Annotated in this window: 20 protein-coding genes and 1 pseudogene; 8 read left to right on the forward strand and 13 right to left on the reverse strand. The window is 70.4% G+C overall.

What is annotated here, in order from left to right; translation table 11 throughout:
* Positions 1–94 precede the first annotated feature (94 nt).
* The 4 genes from ACSHXC_RS24985 to ACSHXC_RS25000 all read right to left on the reverse strand — a co-directional run bounded on the left by ACSHXC_RS24985 (position 95) and on the right by ACSHXC_RS25000 (position 3,414).
* Positions 95–1,909: a glycoside hydrolase family 3 protein gene (locus ACSHXC_RS24985; protein WP_438293729.1), complete on the reverse strand. Its 1,815-nt coding sequence runs from the start codon at positions 1,907–1,909 to the stop codon at positions 95–97.
* Between the two features lie 427 nt (positions 1,910–2,336).
* On the reverse strand, positions 2,337–2,510 hold the full coding sequence (locus ACSHXC_RS24990) for a hypothetical protein (RefSeq protein WP_438293730.1): 174 nt from the start codon (positions 2,508–2,510) through the stop codon (positions 2,337–2,339).
* An 8-nt stretch (positions 2,511–2,518) separates the two neighbouring features.
* A complete protein-coding gene (locus tag ACSHXC_RS24995) occupies positions 2,519–2,974 on the reverse strand; it encodes a carboxymuconolactone decarboxylase family protein (protein WP_386009663.1) in 456 nt (151 codons plus the stop codon).
* A gap of 218 nt (positions 2,975–3,192) precedes the next feature.
* Complete coding sequence (locus tag ACSHXC_RS25000; protein ID WP_438293731.1) at positions 3,193–3,414, reverse strand: hypothetical protein; 222 nt, start codon at positions 3,412–3,414, stop codon at positions 3,193–3,195.
* Positions 3,415–3,527: 113 nt separating this feature from the next.
* On the opposite strand from ACSHXC_RS25000, the gene ACSHXC_RS25005 reads away from it, so the two are divergent.
* A complete protein-coding gene (locus tag ACSHXC_RS25005; RefSeq protein ID WP_438293732.1) occupies positions 3,528–4,352 on the forward strand; it encodes a helix-turn-helix domain-containing protein in 825 nt (274 codons plus the stop codon).
* Positions 4,339–4,704: a DUF397 domain-containing protein gene (locus ACSHXC_RS25010; RefSeq protein ID WP_438293733.1), complete on the forward strand. Its 366-nt coding sequence runs from the start codon at positions 4,339–4,341 to the stop codon at positions 4,702–4,704. The genes ACSHXC_RS25005 and ACSHXC_RS25010 overlap by 14 nt, the downstream gene beginning before the upstream one ends.
* Here the strand turns inward: ACSHXC_RS25010 and ACSHXC_RS25015 are convergent.
* Positions 4,694–5,599, reverse strand: coding sequence for a LysR family transcriptional regulator (locus ACSHXC_RS25015; RefSeq protein WP_438293734.1), 906 nt, complete (start codon positions 5,597–5,599; stop codon positions 4,694–4,696). The two genes, ACSHXC_RS25010 and ACSHXC_RS25015, sit on opposite strands and share 11 nt — an antisense overlap.
* 89 nt (positions 5,600–5,688) lie before the next feature.
* Here ACSHXC_RS25015 and ACSHXC_RS25020 point away from each other — a divergent pair, with 89 nt between their 5' ends.
* A complete protein-coding gene (locus ACSHXC_RS25020) occupies positions 5,689–6,669 on the forward strand; it encodes an EamA family transporter (protein WP_438293735.1) in 981 nt (326 codons plus the stop codon).
* Here the strand turns inward: ACSHXC_RS25020 and ACSHXC_RS25025 are convergent.
* The 3 genes and pseudogenes from ACSHXC_RS25025 to ACSHXC_RS25035 all read right to left on the reverse strand — a co-directional run.
* A pseudogene (locus tag ACSHXC_RS25025) lies at positions 6,608–7,306 on the reverse strand (sugar phosphate isomerase/epimerase family protein); the annotation flags it as partial. The gene ACSHXC_RS25020 and the pseudogene ACSHXC_RS25025 overlap by 62 nt on opposite strands.
* Positions 7,307–7,719: 413 nt before the next feature.
* On the reverse strand, positions 7,720–8,391 hold the full coding sequence (locus ACSHXC_RS25030) for a DUF4232 domain-containing protein (protein WP_438293736.1): 672 nt from the start codon (positions 8,389–8,391) through the stop codon (positions 7,720–7,722).
* Between the two features lie 235 nt (positions 8,392–8,626).
* Complete coding sequence (locus tag ACSHXC_RS25035; RefSeq protein WP_438293737.1) at positions 8,627–9,748, reverse strand: helix-turn-helix domain-containing protein; 1,122 nt, start codon at positions 9,746–9,748, stop codon at positions 8,627–8,629.
* A gap of 205 nt (positions 9,749–9,953) precedes the next feature.
* On the opposite strand from ACSHXC_RS25035, the gene ACSHXC_RS25040 reads away from it, so the two are divergent.
* Positions 9,954–11,126, forward strand: coding sequence for an alpha/beta fold hydrolase (locus ACSHXC_RS25040; RefSeq protein WP_438293738.1), 1,173 nt, complete (start codon positions 9,954–9,956; stop codon positions 11,124–11,126).
* Between the two features lie 231 nt (positions 11,127–11,357).
* Here ACSHXC_RS25040 and ACSHXC_RS25045 read toward each other — a convergent pair whose 3' ends face one another.
* From ACSHXC_RS25045 to ACSHXC_RS25060, 4 genes are all read right to left on the reverse strand, one after another.
* Positions 11,358–12,179 (reverse strand): VOC family protein, encoded by an 822-nt coding sequence (locus ACSHXC_RS25045; RefSeq protein ID WP_438293739.1) that lies wholly within the window; start codon positions 12,177–12,179, stop codon positions 11,358–11,360.
* Between the two features lie 113 nt (positions 12,180–12,292).
* Positions 12,293–13,150, reverse strand: a complete 858-nt coding sequence (locus ACSHXC_RS25050) for a sugar phosphate isomerase/epimerase family protein (protein WP_438293740.1) — start codon at positions 13,148–13,150, stop codon at positions 12,293–12,295.
* Complete coding sequence (locus ACSHXC_RS25055; protein WP_438293741.1) at positions 13,147–14,298, reverse strand: dihydrodipicolinate synthase family protein; 1,152 nt, start codon at positions 14,296–14,298, stop codon at positions 13,147–13,149. Before ACSHXC_RS25055 ends, ACSHXC_RS25050 begins: the two co-directional genes overlap by 4 nt.
* Entirely contained in the window at positions 14,295–15,449 is a 1,155-nt protein-coding gene (locus tag ACSHXC_RS25060) for a Gfo/Idh/MocA family protein (RefSeq protein ID WP_438293742.1), read from the reverse strand. Before ACSHXC_RS25060 ends, ACSHXC_RS25055 begins: the two co-directional genes overlap by 4 nt.
* A gap of 174 nt (positions 15,450–15,623) precedes the next feature.
* Between ACSHXC_RS25060 and ACSHXC_RS25065 the strand changes: the two genes are divergently transcribed.
* Positions 15,624–16,670 (forward strand): LacI family DNA-binding transcriptional regulator, encoded by a 1,047-nt coding sequence (locus ACSHXC_RS25065; protein ID WP_438293743.1) that lies wholly within the window; start codon positions 15,624–15,626, stop codon positions 16,668–16,670.
* A gap of 320 nt (positions 16,671–16,990) precedes the next feature.
* A complete protein-coding gene (locus ACSHXC_RS25070) occupies positions 16,991–17,224 on the forward strand; it encodes a hypothetical protein (protein ID WP_438293744.1) in 234 nt (77 codons plus the stop codon).
* A gap of 67 nt (positions 17,225–17,291) precedes the next feature.
* Here ACSHXC_RS25070 and ACSHXC_RS25075 read toward each other — a convergent pair whose 3' ends face one another.
* A complete protein-coding gene (locus ACSHXC_RS25075) occupies positions 17,292–17,813 on the reverse strand; it encodes a DUF937 domain-containing protein (RefSeq protein WP_438293745.1) in 522 nt (173 codons plus the stop codon).
* A 289-nt stretch (positions 17,814–18,102) separates the two neighbouring features.
* On the opposite strand from ACSHXC_RS25075, the gene recD2 reads away from it, so the two are divergent.
* Together recD2 and ACSHXC_RS25085 are read left to right on the forward strand one after the other, a co-directional pair.
* Positions 18,103–20,325, forward strand: coding sequence for an SF1B family DNA helicase RecD2 (recD2, locus tag ACSHXC_RS25080; RefSeq protein ID WP_438293746.1), 2,223 nt, complete (start codon positions 18,103–18,105; stop codon positions 20,323–20,325).
* Between the two features lie 180 nt (positions 20,326–20,505).
* Complete coding sequence (locus ACSHXC_RS25085) at positions 20,506–21,804, forward strand: citrate synthase (protein ID WP_438293747.1); 1,299 nt, start codon at positions 20,506–20,508, stop codon at positions 21,802–21,804.
* Positions 21,805–21,965 lie beyond the last annotated feature (161 nt).

The raw sequence follows: 21,965 nt of genomic DNA on the forward strand, positions 1-21,965 counted from the left end.
CGACCCAAGCGTGACCCGCCGGAGCGGTTGCACGCCAGGTGTCCGGGGGGCTTTGCGCTACTTGGGGGTGGTGCGCCGGGGGTGCGGCGTACGGCTAGTACGACAGGCCGTGGCCGATCGGATAGAGATCTTGCGTAGGGTCGTCGGCGCGGGGGACCGCGACCGGGAGGCGGCCGCGGGGACCGACCCGTCCGGCCAACACCCGTGCCGCAGCCCGGAGTTCGACGTCCGTCCAGCAGTACGTCGCCAGCGAGGCCGCGTACCCGGCCGCCAAGTGTGCGACGTCGTACGGGTTGCGGAGGGCGAGGTGGATCACTGGCACCCCGGTCGCGACCAGCGCCGCCACCAGTCTGCTCTGCGCGCCGCCCGCCCCCGCGTTGTACGTTCCCACGATCACCGCGTCCTGCCCGGCCGCCGCCCTCACCGCCGCCTCGATCTGCGCCTGCGAGGGGAGCGTTCCCGTGGGCAACTTCGTTGTCCGGAAACCCAGTTCGGACAGCGCCCCGGCCAGAACTGTCGTCGGCGGGCCCGTCGTGCCTGATGGAGAGTCCGGGTCCGTGCCCGTGATCAGGAGGTGCTGGCCGCGGGTGAGGGGGAGCAAGCCCTGCGGGTTGGCCAGCAGGGTGGTGGTGCGCTCCGCCACGGAGGCGGCCGCGGCCAGGTGCGCCCGGGTGCCGACCGTCCGGTCCACGCCCCGCGCGGTCACGTACGGGCGGGCGAACAGGCCCCGTCGGTCCTTGAGGCGAAGGATGCGGAGGAGCGATTCGTCCAGGCGGGATTGCGGCAGTTCGCCGCTTGCCACGGCCGCGCGCACCCCGTTGAACGCCACGTCCAGCTTCGGCGGGTCCAGGAGTTGGTCCACGCCCGCCTTCAGGGCGAGCACCGGGACACGGTCGTCGCCGTACTTGTCGCGTACGCCCTGCATGCCGAGCGAGTCCGTGATCACGACCCCGTCGAAGCCGAGCTGTTCGCGCAGGATGCCGGTCAGGATCGGGTGGGAGAGGGTCGCCGGGTCGTTGCTCGGGTCCAGGGCCGGGAACTGGATGTGAGCCGTCATGATCGCGTCGATCCCGGCGTCGATCGCGGCCCTGAACGGCGGCGCGTCCAACTGCTCCCACTGCTCCCGGGTGTGCGTGATCACCGGGATGCCGGTGTGGCTGTCGACGCTGGTGTCGCCGTGCCCCGGGAAGTGCTTGGCGGTCGCGGCGACCGAGGAGTCCTGGTACCCGCGCACCTCGGCCGCGACCATGCGGGCCACTGCCGCGGGATCCGCGCCGAAGGACCGTACGCCGATCACCGGGTTGGCCGGGTTGATGTTCACGTCGGCGTCGGGGGAGTAGTCCTGCCGGATGCCGATCGCCGCGAGCTCCGCGCCCGAGATGCGGCCCAGCGTGCGGGCGTCCCCGGTCGAGCCGCCCGCGCCCATCGCCATCGCGCCCGGGAAGAGTGTGGCCGGTTTCCCGACCCGGCACACCGCGCCGTGCTCCTGGTCGGTCGCGATGAGCAGCGGCAGCGGTACGCGCTGGGCGAGGCCGGCGGCCTGGATGCCGTTGGAGAGGCCGGCGATCTGGTGCGGGTCGCGGGTGTTGTGCGCCCAGGTGAAGTAGATGATGCCGCCGACGTGGTACTTCGCGATCAGCTCGGCGGCGTCGCGCACCCCGAGCTCGCGGAGGTTGGCGTCGATGTCCGCCTGGTCGGGGGCGGTCGCGGAGTGCCCGTACACCCGCATCACGAAGAGCTGGCCGATCTTCTCCTCGACCGACATACGGGCGATGATCGCGCGAAGCCTGCGGTCCGGCTCTGCGGTGCCCGAGGAGGCCTGCACGGGGGACGGGGAGCCGAGGGCGGTCATGGCGGCCACTGCGGCGGTGGTGGTGAGGAGGCTGCGTCTTGAGGTGCGGTGCTGCACGTGCGCTCCTTCCGGCGGTGTCGCCCAGGGAAGTGGGTGACTTCCTGAGCGGAAGAGACTTCCGAAGAGGAAGCGGCTTCCCGAGGGGAAGAGACCTCCCGAGTGGAAGAAACTTCCAAAGCGAACCGTTATCCGGAAAATAATTGCCAGTCAAGGCTATGCGCACGAGGCCGTACGGCGTGGCTCCTGCCGTCAGGGAGAGGGGCCGCCACCGGTGCAGTCGGAGGGGGGCGCACCGGTGGCGGCATGCTGCCGGCCGCAGGCGGCTGGAGAGGGAGTCGACGCTCGTGGCCAGCAGCGATGTCGACACCGCTCTGCGGAGACTCACCGGCAGTACGTACATTGGACGGGGGCGGCCCCGGGCGGGTTCCATAAGACCGCCAATTCGTCGAATTGGTGCGGGAGTTGACGAGGTGGCGGGCGGTGGTCAGTCGGCCAGACCCACGGTCTGCCCGATCGGCGCGGCACTGATCGCGACGATGCGGCGCACCCCCGTGGCGCGCATCGCCTCGCACATCGCCGCCGTGCCGCGCTCGGCGACCGCCCGGAACAGGGCGAGGCGGCCGATTCCGCCGCTCGCCGCGACGATGGTGAGTTTCATCCCTGCCGCTACCAGGTCCCCCCGGCGATCTGCCGGGTGCTCGCGTTGAGCCGGTTGAAGAGGTTGGTCACGCCGATCATGAGGACCAGCGAGGCGAGCCCCTTCTCGTCGTAGTGCCGGGCCGCCTCGTCCCACACCTCGTCGGACACCGCGTCCGGGCGGTCGGCGAGCCGGGTGGCGGCCTCGGCCAGCGCGAGCGCCGCCCGCTCGGCGTCGCTGAAGTACGGCGCCTCCCGCCATGTGACGACGGTGGCCAGCTGGTCCTCGCTCACCCCGTTCTTGCGGGCGCTCGTGATGCCGCCGTAGACGCACGGCGCGCACCCGTTGATCTGGCTGGCCCGCAGGTGCACCAGCTCCAGGGTGGACTCGTCCACCCCGCCTTCCTTGGCGGCCTTGATCACGCTCAGAATGGCCGGCATCGCGCTGGGGATGACCTGTGCGGGGTTCGGCATACGTGCCTGCATGGCTGCGACTCCTGTGTCTGGTGGGCCTGCTTCGTCCTTCGCTTTCACTGCCCTGACACCCGGGGGCACGGGGATGTGACAGCCGTGCCGCATTTCTTTTTCGGGCACCTTCGTGACCGGCTCGCCTGGTGCGGCCTCCTGCCCGGGGCGCGGCATGACGTACGGCTCCCACGTCCGCCCGCCGTCCCGCGACACCCGCAACGCCAGCGCGGGGCCCGCTACCAGTTGCCCCCATGCCGGACGGCCTTCTCCCTCAGCCATGCGCGTACTTCCCCTTCTTCCTGCGGAGAGGCCGTGCGCAGATCGCCCACGGCGACGGTCGCGACGAAGTGCACGAACCGGACGCGCCGCCAGTCACCGTCCGTGCCGATCACCTTGCCGGGTCCGTACACGTCCGTACCGGTGTGGGCGACGAACGCCCCCATGGCGTGGGCTCTCATACGACTGCCTCTCACTGTGTGTGGTGTTCCGCTTACAGCGTGGGGTCACGTTCCGTACGCTGACTAGTGCACACAGCGTGACAACGCAGCCTGCACGTAAGGGAGTTGGTGTCGTGGCGATCGAGGACAATCCCGTTTCCCGCATCAAGTACGGCGAGGAACTCAGGGCCCGGAGGGAAGCGGCCGGGCTCACGCAGGAGGGGCTCAGCGAGCGTGCGGTGATGTCGCGCACGCATATTGCCCACATCGAGGCGGGGCGGAGGCGGCCGACTCTGGACGATGCGCGCCGGCTGGACAAGGTGCTGGGGACTGATGGGTTCTTTGAGCGGTTCCTGCCGACGCTGGATGGCCGCAAGGTAGCTGAACACTTCGAGGAGGTGCTGGAGTTCGAGCAGCAGGCGATAATGATTCGCCAGTACGCACCCAAGCTGGTTCCGGGATTTCTGCAGACGGAGGCGTACGCGTGCGAGGTGCTCAGCTCGGGCTATCCACCCAAGAGTGACGAGGAACGTGACCGGCTCCTCGGAGCGCGGCTGGAACGCGCGCGGGTTCTCCAAGACTTCGACAAGCCCGTGGTGTGGACAATGCTCGACGAGGCGGTGTTGCGACGCCCCATTGGCGGCCCGCTCGTGATGTGCGAACAGCTTCGGCACCTGCTGGCGCTGGGTGAAAGCCGTCGCGTCCGCTTCCACGTGCTTCCGTACGAGGCAGGTGCGCACGCCCTGTTGGAGGGACACGTCTCGCTGCTGTGGTTCAGCGACCTTCCGCCCATCGCGTACGTCGAAGGCCTGAAGACCGGCAGGGTTTGGGAACTTCCGTCCGTGGTGCGGCAGTGTCAGGAGGTCTATGACCACGCCCTGGGTGACGCGTTGTCGCACCAAAGGTCCCTAGCGCTGATGCGGTCCGTGGCGGAGGATTACGAGCATGAAGCGCAGTGAGTACATCGTGTCCGACGCCTCGGTCCTGACCGGTTGGCGGAAGTCCAGCTACAGCGGCGGCGACAGCGGCGAATGCCTCGAAGTCAGCGAGGTGTATGCGTCTTGGCGGAAGTCGACGTACAGCGGTGAAAGCGGAGGTAGTTGCCTCGAAGTGAACGACGCGTGCGCGACCTGGCGGAAGTCCTCGTACAGCGGTGCAAGTGGCGGCGACTGCCTGGAGTTCAGCGACTCCTGCTCGGGGTGCATACCGGTGCGGGACAGCAAGAACCCGACCGGGCCCGCCGTGGTGTTCGGGGCGGGGGCCTGGACCTCGTTCGTGGAGGCGGTCAAGACCGACGGGCTCAGCGGCTGAGGTCCGCCCAGGCTTCCCGGAGGGCGTGAACCGTTGCCGTAATCGCCGGGCGGCGGGCCGCACCGGTGCGCCACAGGGCGTACAGGTGGCGGGTCGGTACCGGGTCGAGGTGTAGGGCGACGACGCCCTCGGGGAGCGGGCCCCGGCCAAGTCGGGGGATCAGGGCAATACCCAAACCGGCTGCCACCAGGGCGAGTTGGGTGTGGTACTCGGCCGCCTGGTGGCGCAGATCCGGCTCGTGGCCGTCGGCGCGCAGGGTGCGTACGAGCCAGTCGTGACAGACCGAGCCGGGCGGCTGGCAGATCCACGGCTCGTGGGCGAGGTCGGCGCGGCGGATCGCGGGGCGGGCTGCCAGGGGGTGGCCCGCCGGGACCAGTACGTCGCAGTGGTCGTCGCCGATGGGTGCCTGCTCGACCCCCTCGGGGGCGGGCAGCGGCGCGATGTCCCAGTCGTGCGCGACGGCCAGATCGATGACGCCCTTGGCCACCAGGTCGACCGAGACGTGCGGGTCGACTTCGGACAACCTCGTGTCCAGGGCGGGGTGTCGGCGGGCGAGCGAGGCGAGGGCGGCCGGGAGGAGTCCGCGCGCGGCCGTGGCGAAGGCGCCTATGGAGAGTTGCCCGGTGGGCAGGCCGCGCCGCTCTTCGAGCGTGGTCTCCGTACGCTCGACGATGTCCATCAACTCCCGTGCTGCGGAAGCGAGATGGAGTGCGTCCTCGGTGAGCGCGATGCCCCGGCCGCGTCGCTCCAGGAGGGTCGTACGGGTCTCCCGTTCCAGCTTGGTGATCTGCTGGGAGATCGCGGAGGGGGTGTAGCCGAGCGCGGCGGCAGCGGCGGCGACGGAACCGTGGACGTGGACCGCGTGCAGTGCGCGCAGTCGGGCCAGATCGAGCACGAGCCCCTCCTGGGATTAAGTATTGCTTCATCCCATCATCAAGGAATCCGCGCTGGTGCTGAATGGTCGGGGGCGGTGATCCTCGACGCATGCGTCCCGTACACATCGCGCTCGCCGTGCTCGTCACCGCCGTCTGGGGGGTCAACTTCGTCGTCATCGACGTGGGACTCGGCCACTTCCCGCCGCTGCTGTTCTCCGCCCTGCGCTTCCTGGTCGCGGCGCTGCCCGCCGTGTTCTTCGTGGGGCGGCCCAAGGTCGCCTGGAAGTGGATCGTGGCGGTGGGGCTGGTGCTCGGGGTGGCGAAGTTCGGGCTGCTGTTCATCGGGATGAGCCAGGGGATGCCGGCCGGGCTGTCCTCCCTCGTCCTTCAGATCCAGGCGGTGTTCACGGCGGTCGTGGCGATGGCGGTACTGGGTGAACGACCGGGCGGCGTACGGCTGTTGGGGATGGGCGTGGCCCTTGCGGGGATCGTGGTGGCGGGGGTGGACGAGGGGTCGGGCGGCCCGCTGTTCGCCTTCGCGCTGACGGTGGGGGCGGCGGCATGCTGGGGCGTGTCGAACGTACTGACCCGCAAGGCGGCCCCGCCGGACGCGCTGAACTTCATGGTCTGGGTGTCGGTGGTCCCCGTACTCCCGCTGCTGGCCCTTTCGTTGCTCTTCGAGGGGCCGGGGAGGGACGCGGAGGCGCTGGAGGGGTTCGACTGGGGCGGTGCCGGGGCGCTGGTGTACGTGGCGTGGATCAGTACGGTGTTCGGGTTCGGGGCGTGGGGGATGCTGCTGCGCCGCTACCCGGCGTCGTCGGTCGCGCCGTTCAGCCTGCTGGTGCCGGTGTTCGGGATGTCGTCCGCGGCGGTGCTGCTCGGGGAGTCGGTGACGCCGCTGCGGTGGTGTGCGGCGGCGCTGCTCGTCGGCGGGGTGGGCCTTACTTCGCTGTCCCGGCCGGCAGTCGCGTCAAGTACTCCCGTCCGGCTTGGAGCAGCTCCGGGAGGGGGGCGGCCTCGGGATACCAGCGCTTCTCGTACTCCCAGCACACCCAGCCGTCCGGCGGCAGCAGAGCGAGGCACTCGCTGAGGGGGAGTACGCCCTTGCCGAGGGGGAGGGGGGTGGTGTCGCTCGCCGAGGCGATGTCCTTCACCTGGGTGTAGCCGAGGTGGGGGGCGAGGTGCCGGTAGGACTCGGCGGGGGTCTCGCCGCCGAGCCAGGTGTGCATGACGTCCCAGAGGGCGCCGATGTTGTCTTTGCCGTCCTTGTCTCCGACGCGGTTCAGGACTCTGGCGGTTGCTTCGCCTGTGCGATGGGAGTCGTGGGTTTCCAGGAGGATGCGGATGCCGGTGCCAGCTGCGTACTGGGCGGCGTTGGCCAGCCGGTGGACGGCCGTGTCGTCGGCGTGGGGGTTGTCGGCGCCGCCGGGGAAGACGCGGAGGTGGCTGGCTCCCAAGTCCCTTGCGAGGTCGATGAGTTGGGGGATGTCGGTGTTGTCGGTCGGGTCTGCTACTCGGGCGTAGCCGGCGATGGAGAGGATTTCGATGCCGGACGCTTTGAACTCGGCGGTGATTGCTTTGCGTTGGGCGGGGTCGAGGTGGGGGTGGATGTGGGCCTCGGGGTGGGCGCGGAGTTCGATGCCGGTGTAGCCCGTGCGGGCGGCCAGGTGGGCGACCTCGGGGAGGGGCATGCCGGGGAGGCCGAGGGTGGATAGGGCGAATTTCATGGGGGTGGGGTCCTTTCGGCTCGGGGGGGATCATTCCCCACCCCGCCCCTTCCCGCTGCGACACTCTGCGGCTCCGCCGCGTGGCCTCCGGGGGTAGAAAGGGGTGAGCCAGTTTTCCTGGGGCTCCGCCCCAGACCCCGTTCGCGCCTTAAGGGCGCTCGTCCTCAAACTCCCCCAAGGCCTTAAGGGCCAGGGGGGACCCCCATGACAGGCTGAAATGCCTCGATGCGGGCCAGCACCAACGCTGCCAGGGGCGCGGGGAACGGCGCGAGCAGCCACGTGCGGCCTGCGGTCGATGGCGGGGTTGGGGGCGCGGGGAACTGCGCGAGCGGCCGCCTGCGGCTCGTGGGCGAGGGGTGTGCAACGGGCCCCGCCGCTTACGCGATGGGGCCCGGGATCAACGTCGTCCTGGGTCAGTCGCCCTGGCCCGCGCTTCCGATGGGGCCCACCTTCACCGGGGAGCCCGTGCCGTCCGTGACCGGCAGCGTGGCGGCGCCCGGCCAGGCGAGGGTGACCGTCTTCGTCTCGTTCGGCGGGGTCACCAGGAGGCCGGTGATGCGGACGCCGGAGCCGCCCGACTTGTTGAGCGGGTAGGTGATGCCGAACGACACCGACTTCCCGCTCTTGAGGACGCCCGGGCTGGGCTTCTCCGCGGTGCGCTTCGCGGACAGCGACCCCGCGTTGGTCTTCAGGTCGACGCCCGCGAACCCGGATATCGCACAGTCGTGGCCGCCGATGTTCTTCAGCGTCACCGCGACGGTGCCGTCCGGGTCGCCGGTGATGGTGCTGTCCTGCGCCGTGATCTTCAGGTCGGCGGTACGGCAGTTGCCGCCGGACTTTCCGTTCCCGCCGGAGCCGGTCCCTGCGGACGTCCCCTGCCCGCCGGAGCTCTTCCCGCCACCCTGGCTGCCGCCGCCCGTGGCCGACGAGCCGGACGTGGAGGCTTCCTTGCCGCCTGGCGTGGCCGTGGAGGGAGCCTGCGTGGCACCCGAGTTCGCGTCCGAGTCCTGGCACGCCGTCATCAGCATGGCGCCGCCGACGATGACTGCGGAGACGAGAAAGGCCTTGCGACGGTTGCCGGACATGAAAGAGCCCCTTGTTATCCAGTGGTTGAGGCCGAAGCGGGTTCGGCTCCTCGGTACTTGCTCGATCACTATGAGGGGGCTGTGAGCCGGAGGGATACGGGCGTTGGCGTTCCACGACATCGCTGTCACGGACTGGTGACATGATCACGACGTGAGGGGGGCGGGGGCCGGTGTGGGCCCTGGCGCGCTTGCGGCTGCGGGCCGTGGGTGCCTTTTTGCGCAGTTCCCCGCGCCCCTAACAGGGTTGGTGCTGGCCCGCATCAAGGCATTTCAGCCTGTCCGGCGATTGAGGACGAGCGCCCTTTAGGCGCGAACGGGGTCTGGGGCGGAGCCCCAGGAAAACTGGCTCACCCCTTCCAACCCCCGGAGGGTCTCGGGAAGGGGCGGGGTGGGGGCAACCGGGCCCGCTCGCACCCCCCGCCGCGCGGAATTCGCGCGGCCCCACCCCGTACGCCGCCTTGAAGGACCGGCTGAAGTGGGCCAAGTTCAGGAACCCCCAGCGCGCCGCAATCGCCCCCACCGTGCGATCCGCCCCGTACGGCCCGGACAACTCCCGCCGGCACCCCTCCAGCCGCCGCGCCCTGATCCACCCCGTCACCGTCGTCCCCTCCTCGGCGAACAGCTTCTGCAGGTGGCGGAGGGAGACGTGGTGCGCCCGCGCGATCTGCTCCGGGGACAGACCGGGGTCCGCCAGGTTCTGGTCGATGTAGGCGCGGACCCGCAGCAGCGTGGTGCGGCGGGCGGTCTGCCGGCCGTCGCCCGGCGGGCGGACCCGCTCGGCCAGCAGCGTGGCGAGCAGGTCGCCGGCGGTCTGGGAGAGCGCGGCCGCACTGTCCGCATAGTCGCAGGAGTGCCTGGCCAGGCGGGTCAGGAACGGTGAGACCAGCGCGCCCACCCCCTCGCTCGCGGAGAAGCGCGTCGCCGTCACCTCGCCGGTCCGGCCGCTGTCCAGGTGGGCCAGACGGTGCGGAAGCATGAACTCCAGCATCGAGAAGTCCTCCCCGCACACGAGGGTGTAGGGCCGGGAGGTGTCGTAACAGGCCATGTCCCCGGCGCGCAGCACCGCCTCGCGGCCGTCCTGCCGAACCACCGCGCTGCCGCCCTGAACCAGGCCCACCAGCAGGTACTCCGCCTCCGAGCGCGCGATCAGCCGGGGCGTACGGTCGACCCGGCTCGGGTCGGCCGAGATCTCGGAGAACTGGACCGCGCCGAGCCGGTCCGCCGTGATCTCCCCGCGGAACGGATCGTCGTGCAGCGGCCTGACATGCACCGGCACGAAGCTGTCGCACACCACGTCCTGCCAGAATGCGCGCCGCTCCGCCGCGGCATGGTCCTGCGTCCGCAGACGTACGGTCACGACGCCTCGCCCCTCCTTCGCTTGCCCAGGGGGGAACGCCAGGGCCTCGGTGGCGGATTCCCGTGCGCGTGCGCGTACGGACAAACGGGTGTGCGCGCACGGGCAAACCGGCCCCGTTCCCGCCGGGCACGGTGGAGTCCGTTCCCGAGGGCCGTTCCCGATTCGACGAGCGGCTCTCGATACCGATCCCGACAGGAGAAGGCGCATGCCCTACGCATCCGTCAATGGTCAGCAGCTGTACTTCGAGGACACGGGCGGCGACGGCCCGGTGGTCGTCTTCAGCCACGGCAACCTCATGAACCGCCGGATGTGGGAGCCCCAAGTCCGGGCGTTGAGTGGGGAGTTCAGGTGTGTGGTGTGGGACGCCCGGCTGCACGGCCGCACCGAGGACGACGGCGATCTGTACACGTACTGGGATTCCGCCGACGACCTGCTGGGCCTGCTCGACCATCTCGGTGTCGAGCAGGCGACTCTGGTCGGCCACTCCCAGGGCGGCTTCCTGTCGCTTCGCGCGGCCCTGCGCGCGCCGGAACGGGTCGGATCCCTCGTCCTGATCGACACCGCGGCGGTGTCCTGGCCCGGGGAGGCGCTGGCTCAGATGGGCGGGGTCAGCGAGGGCTTCCGCGCGGGCGGCCCGGACGCGGTGGCTCCGGTTCTTCTCGATCTGCTGCTCGGCAGGCCGGATGTCCATGAGGAGTGGCTGCGGGAGTGGCGAGCCCAGCCGCGGGAACGGCTGGCCGATGCGGTGGCCGTGCTGATGGGCGTGGACGACGTCTCCGCCCGCCTCGGGGAGATCACGCAGCCCGCCCTGATCGTGCACGGGGAGGCCGACCTTCCGGTGCCGTTGCCGCTGGGGCGGATGCTCCGTGATCGCCTGCCCGGCGCGGTGGACCTGGCGGTGATTCCGGGCGCGGGTCACACCCCGAGCCTGACGCACCCCGCGGAGGTGAACGCCTCTTTGGCCGCCTTTCTGCGACGCGGAGCCGCATCGGCAGCACCGCCCGTCGACGATCCGGCGCTGCTGCCGCGCGCCTTCCAGGACGCGCTGAATGCACACGATGCCGACCGGGTTCTGGCGCTGTACGGGGAGGGGGCGGTGATGCGTACGGTCGCGGGGGAGGTCGTTCGGGGAACTGCGGCGCTGAGGGCGGAAGTTGAGGGGTTGATCGCGGCGGACCCGTGCATCGCGAACTCCGTTCGCCATGTGGTGGCGGGGGAGGGTACGGCGCTGGTGGTCGTGGACTGGAGCCTGTCCCTGGCGGGGGTGGATGGGGAGCGGGTCGGTGCGTGCGGCACGGCTGTGAATGTGGCGGCCCGGGCCCACGACGGAACCTGGCGGTTCACGATCCTGAACCCGGGGGGTGTGAGCCCCTCCTGAGCGTCGCGCTCGGCCGCGGGCCGGTGGGGGGCTGGTCGCGCAGTTCCCCGCGCCCCTGGCAGGGTCGGCGCTGGCCCGCACCGGCATCTTCAGCCTGTCATGGGGGTCCCCCCCCGGCCCTTAAGGCCTTGGGGGAGTTTGAGGACGAGCGCCCTTTAGGCGCGATACGGGGTCTGGGGCGGAGCCCCAGTGCACCCCGGGATGCCCCCCGATCCCCCCACCCCGGAAGGGCTACGCAGGCGTCATCTTCGGCACATCCCCCACCCGCGTCCCCATGTCAATGACCGCAAACGCCGCCCCCTGCTGATCCGCAAGCGCCGCCATCCGCCCGAACGGGCTGTCCATCGGCCCGAAGTGGAGCCGGCCACCCAGCTTCTGCGCCTTGGCGACCGCCTCGTCGCAGTCCGGCACCCCGAAGAAGACCTGGATGTACGCCGGGATCTCCGGCGGGAACTCGGAGCCCATGGCCATCCGCCCCAGCGCCGGATGCCCGCCACCCTCGCCCAGGCTGAAGACCTTGTAGTCCATGGCCGCGCCCTCCCCGGCCTCGCTCATGTCCATCTTCTGGGCCTGGAAGGGGAAGACCTTCGGCAGGAACCCGTCCACCTTCGCCACGTCCCGCGTGAAGACCTCCGCCCAGGCGAACGACCCCGGCTCGCCTGCCTTCTCGAAGCCCCTGTGCTCGCCCGGCTGCCAGACGCCGAAGACCGCGCCGCTCGGCTCCTTCGCGATCAGCATCGTGCCGAACGCACCGACCTGCATCGGCTCCATCATCAGCTCGCCGCCGGCCGCCTTGATCTTCTCGCCGGTGGCCGCCGCGTCCGGCGACGCGAAGTACAGGCACCACTGCGACGGGGCGTCGGCGCCCGGCATCGGCGGGACGACGGCCGCGACCGCCTTGCCGTCGGAGTAGGCCTGCGTGTAGTTGCCGAACTCGCTGGCCGCCTCACCGAACGTCCAGCCCAGCACTTCCGCGTAGAAGGTCTTGGCGCCTTCCACGTCGGTGAACATCGCGTCCACCCAACAAGGGGCGCCTTCGGGGTACTCGGTCATGTCGATCGACTCCTCTGTCCTGTCCTGTGCGACGGCCGGGCCCTTCGCGACGGCACTCTACGTGCGCGCTCGATCACACCCAGGCAGTGACTTCGCGACACGTACCGCACGGGCTAAGCCGGCGTCTCGGCAAACCGCCGGACCGTTTCCTCCAGTAGAGCCACCCCGTCCCCCGCCCACAACTCCTCGTTGAACAGCTCCACCTCGATCCGGCCTGAATACCCCGCCGACTCGACCAGGGAGCGCCACCGCGCGATGTCGATCGAGCCGTCGCCCAACTGGCCGCGCCCATGCAGGACCCCCGCCGGCAACGGCGTGACCCAGTCCGCCAGTTGGAAGGTGTGGATGCGGCCCGCGGCGCCCGCTCGGGCCACCGCCGCGGGCGCCGTGTCGTCCCACCACACGTGGTACGTGTCCACCACCACCCCCACCTGCGACGCGGGAAAGGGCGAAGCCAGCGCCAGCGCCTGGTCCAGGGTCGACACCACACACCGGTCCGAGGCGAACATCGGATGCAGCGGCTCGATCGCCAGCCGCACGCCCCGTGACGCGGCGTACGGGGCGAGGGAGGACAGCGCGTCGGCCACCCGCTCCCTCGCGCCCGCGAGGTCCTTCGACCCGGCCGGAAGCCCGCCCGAGACCAGCACCAGCGTGTCCGTGCCCAGGGTCGCCGCCTCGTCGATCGCCGCCCGGTTGTCGGCGAGGGCGGCGGCCCGCCCGGCCGGGTCGATGGCCGTGAGGAAGCCGCCGCGGCACAGCGAGGTCACCTCAAGTCTCGCTCCCCGCACCAGCTTTGCCGCGGCATCGAGGCCGTAGGAGGCGACCGGCTCGCGCCACAGGCCGACCCCGCGCACCCCGAGCCGTACGCACGCGTCCACCAGCTCCGGCAGGGAGAGCTGCTTCACCGTCATCTGGTTGATGCTGAAGCGGGAGGAGGTCGAAGGATTCGGCGTCGTCGGCATCGTCGTCATTGGGGTACTCCGTACACGTTCAGGAGGGACTTCATGCGCGTCTCGGCCAGCCCCGGGTCCGGGAACAGGCCGATCCCGTCGGCCAGTTCGTACGCCCGCGCCAAGTGCGGCAGCGACCGCGCCGACTGCAGTCCGCCGACCATCGTGAAGTGCGACTGGTGTCCCGCCAGCCACGCCAGGAACACCACCCCCGTCTTGTAGAAGCGGGTCGGGGTCTCGAAGAGGTGCCGGGACAGTTCGACGGTGGGGTCGAGGAGGGCGCGGAAGGCGTCGGTGTCGCCCTTGTCCAGGACGCGTACCGCTTCCGCCGCCAGTGGGCCGAGCGGATCGAAGATGCCCAACAGGGCGTGGCTGAAGCCGATTCGGTCGCCCGCGATCAGTTCGGGGTAGTTGAAGTCGTCGCCCGTGTAGCACCGTACGCCGTCCGGAAGGCGGCGCCTCAGCTCCACCTCGCGGCGGGCGTCGAGGAGGGAGATCTTGATGCCGTCGACCTTGTCGGGGTGGGCGGCGACGACCTCCAGGAAGGTCTCCGTCGCCGCGTCCAGGTCGGCCGACCCCCAGTAGCCGTCGAGGGCGGGGTCAAACATGGGCCCCAGCCAGTGCAGGATCACCGGCCCGGAGGCCTGGCGGAGCAGGTCCGTATAGAGCGAGAGATAGTCCTCGGGGCCCCGGGCCGCAGCCGCGAGCGCCCTCGACGCCATCAGGATCGGCTGCGCTCCCGCCTCCTCGACGACCCCGAGCTGCTCCTCGTACGCCGCCTTCACTTCGGCCGCATTCCCCGAGCCGATCTGGTCCGTGCCGACCCCGCAGGCGATGCGCCCGCCAACTGCCTTCGCCTCTGCGGTACTTCGGCGGATCAGCTCCGCCGCCGTCGGCCAGTCCAGGCCCGTCCCGCGCTGGGCCGTGTCCATCGCCTCCGCGACGCCGAGGCCGTGCGACCACAGGTGGCGGCGGAAGGCGAGCGTGGCGTCCCAGTCGATCGCGGCGGGAGAGCCGGGCGAGGTGTCCGCGTACGGGTCGGCGACGACGTGGGCGGCCGAGAAGACCGTACGGGAGGCGGGAGGCGGCCCCGGGGGCAGGGTGAGTGGGGTCGCGCGGGGTTCGTACGCCCGCGTCGTGCCGTCGGGGCGGGGCAGCAGGAGGCTCACAGCGCGATCTCCGGCACGTCGAGGCGGCGGCCCTCGGCGGAGGAGCGCAGGCCGAGCTCGGCGAGCTGGACTCCGCGTGCGCCGGCGAGCAGGTCCCAGTGGTACGGCTCGTCGAGTGCGACGTGGCGCAGGAACAGCTCCCACTGCGCCTTGAACCCGTTGTCGAACGTGTCGTTGTCGGGCACCTCCTGCCACTGCTCGCGGAAGGACTCGGTGACCGGCAGGTCCGGGTTCCAGACCGGCTTGGGGGTCGAACTGCGGTGCTGGACACGGCAGTTGCGCAGGCCCGCGACCGCCGATCCCTCGGTGCCGTCGACCTGGAACTCGACGAGTTCGTCGCGGTTCACGCGTACCGCCCAGGAGGAGTTGATCTGCGCGACCGCGCCGCCCTCCAACTGGAAGATCCCGTACGCGGCGTCGTCGGCGGTCGCCGCGTACGGCCTGCCGTGCTCGTCCCAGCGCTGCGGGATGTGGGTGGCGGCGTGTGCGGTCACGGAGGTGACCCGGCCGAACAGCTCGTGCAGGACGTACTCCCAGTGCGGGAACATGTCCACGACGATGCCGCCGCCGTCCTCGCGGCGGTAGTTCCACGACGGGCGCTGGGCGGACTGCCAGTCGCCCTCGAACACCCAGTAGCCGAACTCGCCCCGCACGGACAGGACTTGGCCGAAGAATCCGCCGTCGATCAGGCGCTTCAGCTTCAGCAGGCCCGGCAGGAAGAGCTTGTCCTGGACGACGCCGTGCTTGACGCCCGCGCCGCGTGCGCGCCGGGCGAGACGGAGCGCGCCGGCCAGGCCGGTCGCGGTGGGCTTCTCGGTGTAGATATGCTTCCGGGCCGCGATGGCCTTCGCGATCGCCTCCTCGCGGGCGGACGTCACCTGGGCGTCGAAGTAGATGTCGATGCCGGGGTCGGCGAGGACGGTGTCGAGGTCGGTCGACCACTCGGTGAGGCCGTGCCGGCCGGCCATCGCCTTCAGGGCGTGCTCGCGACGGCCGACGAGGACCGGCTCGGGCCACAGCGTGGTGCCGTCGCCGAGGTCGAGTCCGCCCTGTTCGCGCAGCGCGAGGAGGGAGCGTACGAGGTGCTGGCGGTAGCCCATGCGTCCGGTGACGCCGTTCATGGCGATCCGCACGGTCCTGCGTTCCGTCATGTGATCCCTCCGGGAGCGGGTGCGAGTGGGGCGAGCGGGGTGGAGCAGAAGCCGGTGGAACCTGCATAGCAAGCGCTTTCTACAGGGCAGGACGCTAGCCTGCGCACAGCGCCTCGGACAAGAGGCCGGAAGCTTGAACGGCGCGATCACGGCCCGAGCGTTTCGGAGGCAGAGATGACAGCGACCCTGGCGGATGTGGCGGCCCGGGCCCAGGTGTCCCCGGCGACGGTCTCGCGGGTCCTGAACGGCAACTATCCGGTGGCCGCGGCCACTCGGGAGCGGGTGCTGCGCGCGGTCGACGAGCTGGACTACGTCCTGAACGGGCCCGCGAGTTCGCTGGCCGCGGCCACGTCGGACCTGGTCGGCATCCTGGTCAACGACATCGCCGACCCTTTCTTCGGCATCATGGCGGGCGCGGCCCAGGCGGCGATCGGCGAGGAGCGCGGCGCCCGCGAGAAGCTCTCCGTCATCTGCAACACCGGCGGCTCGCCGGAGCGCGAACTCACCTATCTGACGCTGCTTCAGCGCCAGCGCGCGGCCGCCGTCATCCTCACCGGGGGCGCCCTTGAGGACCCGGAGCACGCGGCAGCGGTCGGCGCGAAGCTCGCGCGGCTCGCGGACGCGGGCACCCGCATCGTGCTGTGCGGCCGGCCGCCGCTGCCCGGCGACAGCGTCACCGCGACCCTCGCCTTCGACAACCGGGGCGGGAGCAGGCGCCTGACGGACCACGTCATCGGCCTCGGCCACCGCAGGATCGGTTACGTCGCCGGCCCCGCGGAGCGCACGACGACCCGGCACCGCCTGGAGGGCCACCGCTCCGCCCTGGCGGCGGCCGGCCTCCGCCAGGGCGACCTGGTGGTCCACGGCTCCTACGACCGCCGCTCGGGCTACGACGCGACGCTTGAACTCCTGCGCAGGGAGCCGGAGTTGACGGCTGTGGTGGCCGCGAACGACACGGTGGCGCTGGGGGCGTGTGCGGCGCTGCGCGACCGGGGGCTCTCCGTCCCCGGGGACGTCTCGGTGGCGGGCTTCGTGGACCTCCCCTTCAGCGCGGATGCCGTCCCGGCGCTGACGACGGTCCGTCTGCCGCTGTCCGAGGCGGGCGCGAGGGCGGGCCGCCTCGCCCTCGGCCTGGAACCGGCACCGCCCGGGGGGATTGCGACGGTGCACGGGGAGCTGATGGTTCGGGGGTCTACGGGGGCGGTGCGGGTGGGGGGTTGAGGGGGGTGGGCGCCTGTTTGCGCAGTTCCTCGCGCCCCTGGCAGGGTCGGTGCTGGCCCGCACCGGCATCTTCAGCCTGTCCGGCGTTTGAGGACGAGCGCCCTTTAGGCGCGAACGGGGTCTGGGGCGGAGCCCCAGGAAACCCGGCTTCACCCCTTTCCAACCCCCGGCGGGTCTAGGGAAGGGGCGGGGTGGGGGCATCCGGGGTCTGGGGCGGAGCCCCAGCGCACCCCCCCCACCCCGCAGCCAATCGGGCGTACGCCTGGGCATGCGCCGCAGCGATGGGGGAAGTGATCCCGGAACACGATCGGAGGCAGTCAATGGCAGGTTTTCTCGACCGGGCCAAGGAGCAGGCCCAGAGCGCCCTGAACCAGGGCAAGCAGAAGGTGGACGAAGTCCAGCAGCAGCGCGCCGGAAACGACCTGCTGAAGAAACTCGGCGCGGCGTACTACGCCGAGCGACGCGGCAGCGGCACGCCGGACGCCACGCAGCAGGCCCTCTCCGCCCTGGAGGCCCACATCGCCACTCATGGGGACGGGTTTCTGCGCGGCTGAGCCCCTACTCCCGTACGGGCCCGGGCACGGCGTCCGTGCGGGAGTGCGGCATTCTCGGCGGTGGTGGCTACTTCTTCGCGCCGCCCAGGATCTGGGTCAGGAGCTCACCCAGGCCGCCCCCACCCGCGCCGGGTGCCGTACCCTCCGCCGCACCCGGGGCCGCCGACTTCGACGCCGCCCGCTTTGTCAGCACCGCCAGCGCCACCGGCAGCAGCACCTCCAGGGCCCTCGCCACCGTCGCCGGCGGCAACCCCGTCTTCTTGGCCACCGCGTTCGCGACCGGCCGGGCCGCCTTCGCGAGCACCCCGGCCGCAAGACCGCCGCTCAGCATCCCGCCGAGTCCGCCGCCGAGCGTGGCCACGCCCTGCAAGGGGGCCTCCTCCGGAGGTGGTTCCGGTGGGGACTCGGCCACCGCCTGGCGGACCTCCTGCGTGGTCTCCGGCGGCAGCCCGCCCGCCAGCGTCGACATCGTCGTACCGACCACGTCCTGCGCGCCCGCCGCATCCGTACCGAGCAGCCCGGCGATCCGCTGGAGCCCGTCGTCCCCCAGCTCGTTCAGCACGTCCTGCTCGAAGGAATTGTCGCTCATGCGGCAAACGCTACGTTCACCCCGCTACGTCAGCACCTCGGAGGCCGGGAAAAATTACTGCCCGCAGTCGTGCAACCCTTCCGGGGTGACGGAGGTCTAAGGGGCGTCAGTGCTTCAGGGGAGGGATCCGGGGGGATTTCGGGAAGCGCTGACGGGGAGGGAAAACAAGGGGCCCGGTCGACGGACCGGGCCCCCTTGAATTTCCCTCCGCAAAGCGCCCCGGGCCCTGACTCCCGTTGTCCACAGCCGTGTTGTCCGCACTGTCAGTGCGGGACGGTAGCGTCGGGGCATGTCGAGTCTCACGGGTACGGCGGTGGTGGAGGGGGTCCTTGAGCGGATCACGTACGCCAATGAGGAGAGCGGCTACACCGTCGCGCGCGTCGACACCGGCCGGGGCAGCAACGACCTCCTCACGGTGGTCGGCTCGCTGCTCGGCGCGCAGCCGGGGGAGTCGCTGCGGATGGAGGGGCGCTGGGGCTCCCATCCCCAGTACGGCAAGCAGTTCACCGTCGAGAACTACACGACGGTGCTGCCCGCCACCATCCAGGGCATCCGACGCTACCTCGGCTCCGGCCTGATCAAGGGCATCGGCCCGGTCTTCGCCGACCGCATCACCCAGCACTTCGGCGCCGACACCCTCGACATCATCGAGCAGGACCCGGGGCGCCTGATCGAGGTTCCGGGCCTCGGGCCCAAGCGGACCAAGAAGATCGCCGCCGCCTGGGAGGAGCAGAAGGCCATCAAGGAGGTCATGGTCTTTCTGCAGGGGGTCGGCGTCTCCACTTCCATCGCCGTCCGCATCTACAAGAAGTACGAAGACGCCTCGATCTCCGTCGTCAAGAACCAGCCCTACCGGCTCGCCGCTGACGTCTGGGGGATCGGGTTCCTCACCGCCGACCGGATCGCCCAGGCCGTCGGCATCCCGCACGACAGCCCGGAGCGCGTGAAGGCGGGCCTGCAGTACGCGCTGTCCCAGTCCACCGACCAGGGCCACTGCTTCCTCCCCGAGGAGCGCCTGATCGCCGACTCGGTGAAGCTGCTCCAGGTCGACACCGGGCTCGTCATCGACTGTCTTGCCGAGCTCATCGCCGAAGAGGGTGCGGTGAAGGAGAAGGTGCCGGGGCCGGACGGGGGCGAGCCCGTCGCCGCTGTCTACCTCGTGCCCTTCCACCGGGCCGAGCTGTCGCTGGCCGCCCAGGTCGGGCGGCTGCTGCGGACCGGCGAGGACCGGATGCCGTCCTTCGCCGGAGTCGACTGGGGCAAGGCGCTCGGCTGGCTCGCCGGGCGCACCGGAGCCGAGCTCGCGCCCGAGCAGCAGGAGGCCGTCAAGCTGGCCCTGACCAGCAAGGTCGCGGTCCTCACCGGCGGCCCGGGCTGCGGCAAGTCCTTCACGGTCCGCTCGGTCGTGGAGCTCGCCCGCGCCAAGAAGGCCAAGGTCGTGCTCGCCGCCCCGACCGGCCGGGCCGCCAAGCGCCTGGCCGAGCTGACCGGCGCCGAGGCCTCCACCGTGCACCGCCTGCTGGAACTGAAACCGGGCGGCGACGCGGCGTACGACAAGGACCGGCCGCTGGACGCGGACCTGGTCGTCGTCGACGAGGCCTCCATGCTCGACCTGCTGCTCGCCAACAAGCTGGTCAAGGCGGTGGCACCAGGTGCCCATCTGCTGATGGTGGGCGATGTGGACCAGCTGCCCTCGGTCGGCGCCGGGGAGGTGCTGCGCGATCTGCTCGCCGAGGGCGGTCCCGTCCCGAGCGTGCGGCTGACCCGGATCTTCCGGCAGGCCCAGCAGTCCGGCGTAGTCACCAACGCCCATCGCATCAACTCCGGTACGCAGCCCATCACTTCGGGCCTGGACGACTTCTTCCTCTTCGTGGAGGACGAGACGGAGGACGCGGGCCGGCTCACCGTCGACGTCGCGGCCCGGCGCATCCCGGCGAAGTTCGGGCTCGACCCGCGCCGCGACATCCAGGTGCTCGCCCCGATGCACCGGGGCCCGGCCGGCGCCGGCACCCTCAACGGTCTGCTCCAGCAGGCGATCACCCCCGCCCGGCCGGACCTGCCGGAGAAAAGGTTCGGTGGAAGGGTGTTCCGCGTCGGCGACAAGGTCACCCAGATTCGCAACAATTACGAGAAGGGCAAGAACGGCGTCTTCAACGGCACCGTCGGCGTGGTCACCGCGCTCAACCTCGACGACCAGCGCCTGACGGTCCTGACGGACGAGGACGAGGAGGTGCCGTACGACTTCGACGAGCTGGACGAGCTGGCCCACGCCTACGCCGTGACGATCCACCGCTCCCAGGGCAGCGAGTACCCGGCCGTCGTCATCCCCGTCACCACCGGCGCCTGGATGATGCTCCAGCGCAATCTGCTCTACACGGCGGTGACGCGCGCCAAGAAGCTCGTCGTCCTGGTGGGGTCCCGCAAGGCCATCGGCCAGGCGGTGCGTACCGTTTCCGCAGGCAGACGCTTTACCGCACTCGCTCACCGGCTGGCAGGGGGCACTTTGGTGTGAAAGATCACCCAGGGCTTTCGTAACTGGGGCGAACGGGGCAGGATGAGCAGGTTGAGCGGCACTGAGTGCCGTGAATAAGCCCAATGGGCGACCCCGAGTGCACTCTGCTGAGCCAAATGGGGGATGGTAGAGACAGTCAGGGCACCTCGAAGAAGAGGCACTACGTCGGTGAGGGATGACGTGAGCGAGAACGCGAACAACGCTGTAGTACTGCGGTTCGGCGATGGCGAGTACACCTACCCGGTGATCGACAGCACCGTCGGCGACAAGGGCTTCGACATCGGGAAGCTCCGAGCCCAGACCGGACTGGTCACCCTCGACAGCGGATACGGCAACACGGCCGCCTATAAATCCGCCATTACCTACCTGGACGGTGAGCAGGGCATCCTGCGCTACCGCGGGTACCCCATCGAGCAGCTGGCGGAGCGCTCGACCTTCGTCGAGGTCGCATACCTGCTGATCAACGGCGAGCTTCCGACCGTCGACCAGCTCTCCAGCTTCAAGAGCGAGATCACCGGGCACACGCTGCTGCACGAGGACGTCAAGCGGTTCTTCGACGGCTTCCCGCGTGACGCCCACCCGATGGCGATGCTGTCCTCGGTGGTCTCCGCGCTGTCCACCTTCTACCAGGACAGCCACAACCCGTTCGACGAGAAGCAGCGCAACCTCTCCACGATCCGGCTGCTCGCCAAGCTGCCGACGATCGCGGCGTACGCGTACAAGAAGTCGATCGGCCACCCCTTCGTCTACCCGCGCAACGACCTCGGCTACGTCGAGAACTTCCTGCGCATGACGTTCTCGGTGCCGGCCCAGGAGTACGAGCTGGACCCGGTTGTCGTCTCGGCCCTTGACAAGCTGCTGATCCTGCACGCGGACCACGAGCAGAACTGCTCGACCTCCACCGTGCGTCTGGTCGGCTCCTCGCAGGCCAACATGTTCGCGTCGATCTCGGCCGGCATCTCGGCGCTGTGGGGCCCGCTGCACGGCGGTGCCAACCAGTCCGTCCTGGAGATGCTGGAAGGCATCCAGGCCAACGGCGGCGACGTGGACTCCTTCATCCGCAAGGTGAAGAACAAGGAGGACGGCGTCCGCCTGATGGGCTTCGGCCACCGGGTGTACAAGTCCTTCGACCCGCGCGCCAAGATCATCAAGGCTGCCGCGCACGACGTCCTGTCGGCGCTCGGCAAGTCCGACGAGCTGCTCGACATCGCGCTGAAGCTCGAAGAGCACGCGCTGAGCGACGAGTACTTCGTCTCGCGCAACCTGTACCCGAACGTGGACTTCTACACGGGTCTGATCTACCGCGCCATGGGCTTCCCGACCGAGATGTTCACGGTCCTGTTCGCGCTCGGCCGTCTCCCGGGCTGGATCGCCCAGTGGCACGAGATGATCAAGGAGCCCGGCTCCCGCATCGGCCGCCCGCGCCAGATCTACACGGGCGAGGTTCTCCGGGACTTCGTGCCGGTCGAGGCCCGCTGAGCATCCTGTACGAGCTGAACTCCCGGTAGCTGCCGGGCAGTTCGGCGTCAGAAGTCGGAAAGCGCCCCGCTGCCGATCCCCCCACGGGTCGGCAATCGGGGCGCTTCCCTGTTTCCCGGTGCGGATTCCCCCCACGGGATCCGAGCCGGGGGTCTAGGCGG

Origin of the sequence: Streptomyces sp. HUAS TT7 (assembly GCF_051550175.1) — a bacterium.
Classification (GTDB): Bacteria; Actinomycetota; Actinomycetes; order Streptomycetales; family Streptomycetaceae; genus Streptomyces.

What these genes read in the sequence shown, in the direction of transcription:
- ACSHXC_RS25010 (WP_438293733.1), top strand. Translation starts at nt 4,339, where the DNA reads ATGAAGCGCAGTGAGTACATCGTGTCCGACGCCTCGGTCCTGACCGGT.
- ACSHXC_RS25045 (WP_438293739.1), bottom strand. Translation starts at nt 12,179, where the DNA reads ATGACCGAGTACCCCGAAGGCGCCCCTTGTTGGGTGGACGCGATGTTC.
- ACSHXC_RS25040 (WP_438293738.1), top strand. Translation starts at nt 9,954, where the DNA reads ATGCCCTACGCATCCGTCAATGGTCAGCAGCTGTACTTCGAGGACACG.
- ACSHXC_RS25065 (WP_438293743.1), top strand. Translation starts at nt 15,624, where the DNA reads ATGACAGCGACCCTGGCGGATGTGGCGGCCCGGGCCCAGGTGTCCCCG.
- ACSHXC_RS25060 (WP_438293742.1), bottom strand. Translation starts at nt 15,449, where the DNA reads ATGACGGAACGCAGGACCGTGCGGATCGCCATGAACGGCGTCACCGGA.
- ACSHXC_RS25000 (WP_438293731.1), bottom strand. Translation starts at nt 3,414, where the DNA reads ATGAGAGCCCACGCCATGGGGGCGTTCGTCGCCCACACCGGTACGGAC.
- ACSHXC_RS25050 (WP_438293740.1), bottom strand. Translation starts at nt 13,150, where the DNA reads ATGACGACGATGCCGACGACGCCGAATCCTTCGACCTCCTCCCGCTTC.
- ACSHXC_RS24990 (WP_438293730.1), bottom strand. Translation starts at nt 2,510, where the DNA reads ATGAAACTCACCATCGTCGCGGCGAGCGGCGGAATCGGCCGCCTCGCC.
- ACSHXC_RS25070 (WP_438293744.1), top strand. Translation starts at nt 16,991, where the DNA reads ATGGCAGGTTTTCTCGACCGGGCCAAGGAGCAGGCCCAGAGCGCCCTG.
- ACSHXC_RS25030 (WP_438293736.1), bottom strand. Translation starts at nt 8,391, where the DNA reads ATGTCCGGCAACCGTCGCAAGGCCTTTCTCGTCTCCGCAGTCATCGTC.
- ACSHXC_RS25075 (WP_438293745.1), bottom strand. Translation starts at nt 17,813, where the DNA reads ATGAGCGACAATTCCTTCGAGCAGGACGTGCTGAACGAGCTGGGGGAC.
- ACSHXC_RS24995 (WP_386009663.1), bottom strand. Translation starts at nt 2,974, where the DNA reads ATGCAGGCACGTATGCCGAACCCCGCACAGGTCATCCCCAGCGCGATG.
- ACSHXC_RS25020 (WP_438293735.1), top strand. Translation starts at nt 5,689, where the DNA reads ATGCGTCCCGTACACATCGCGCTCGCCGTGCTCGTCACCGCCGTCTGG.
- recD2 (WP_438293746.1), top strand. Translation starts at nt 18,103, where the DNA reads ATGTCGAGTCTCACGGGTACGGCGGTGGTGGAGGGGGTCCTTGAGCGG.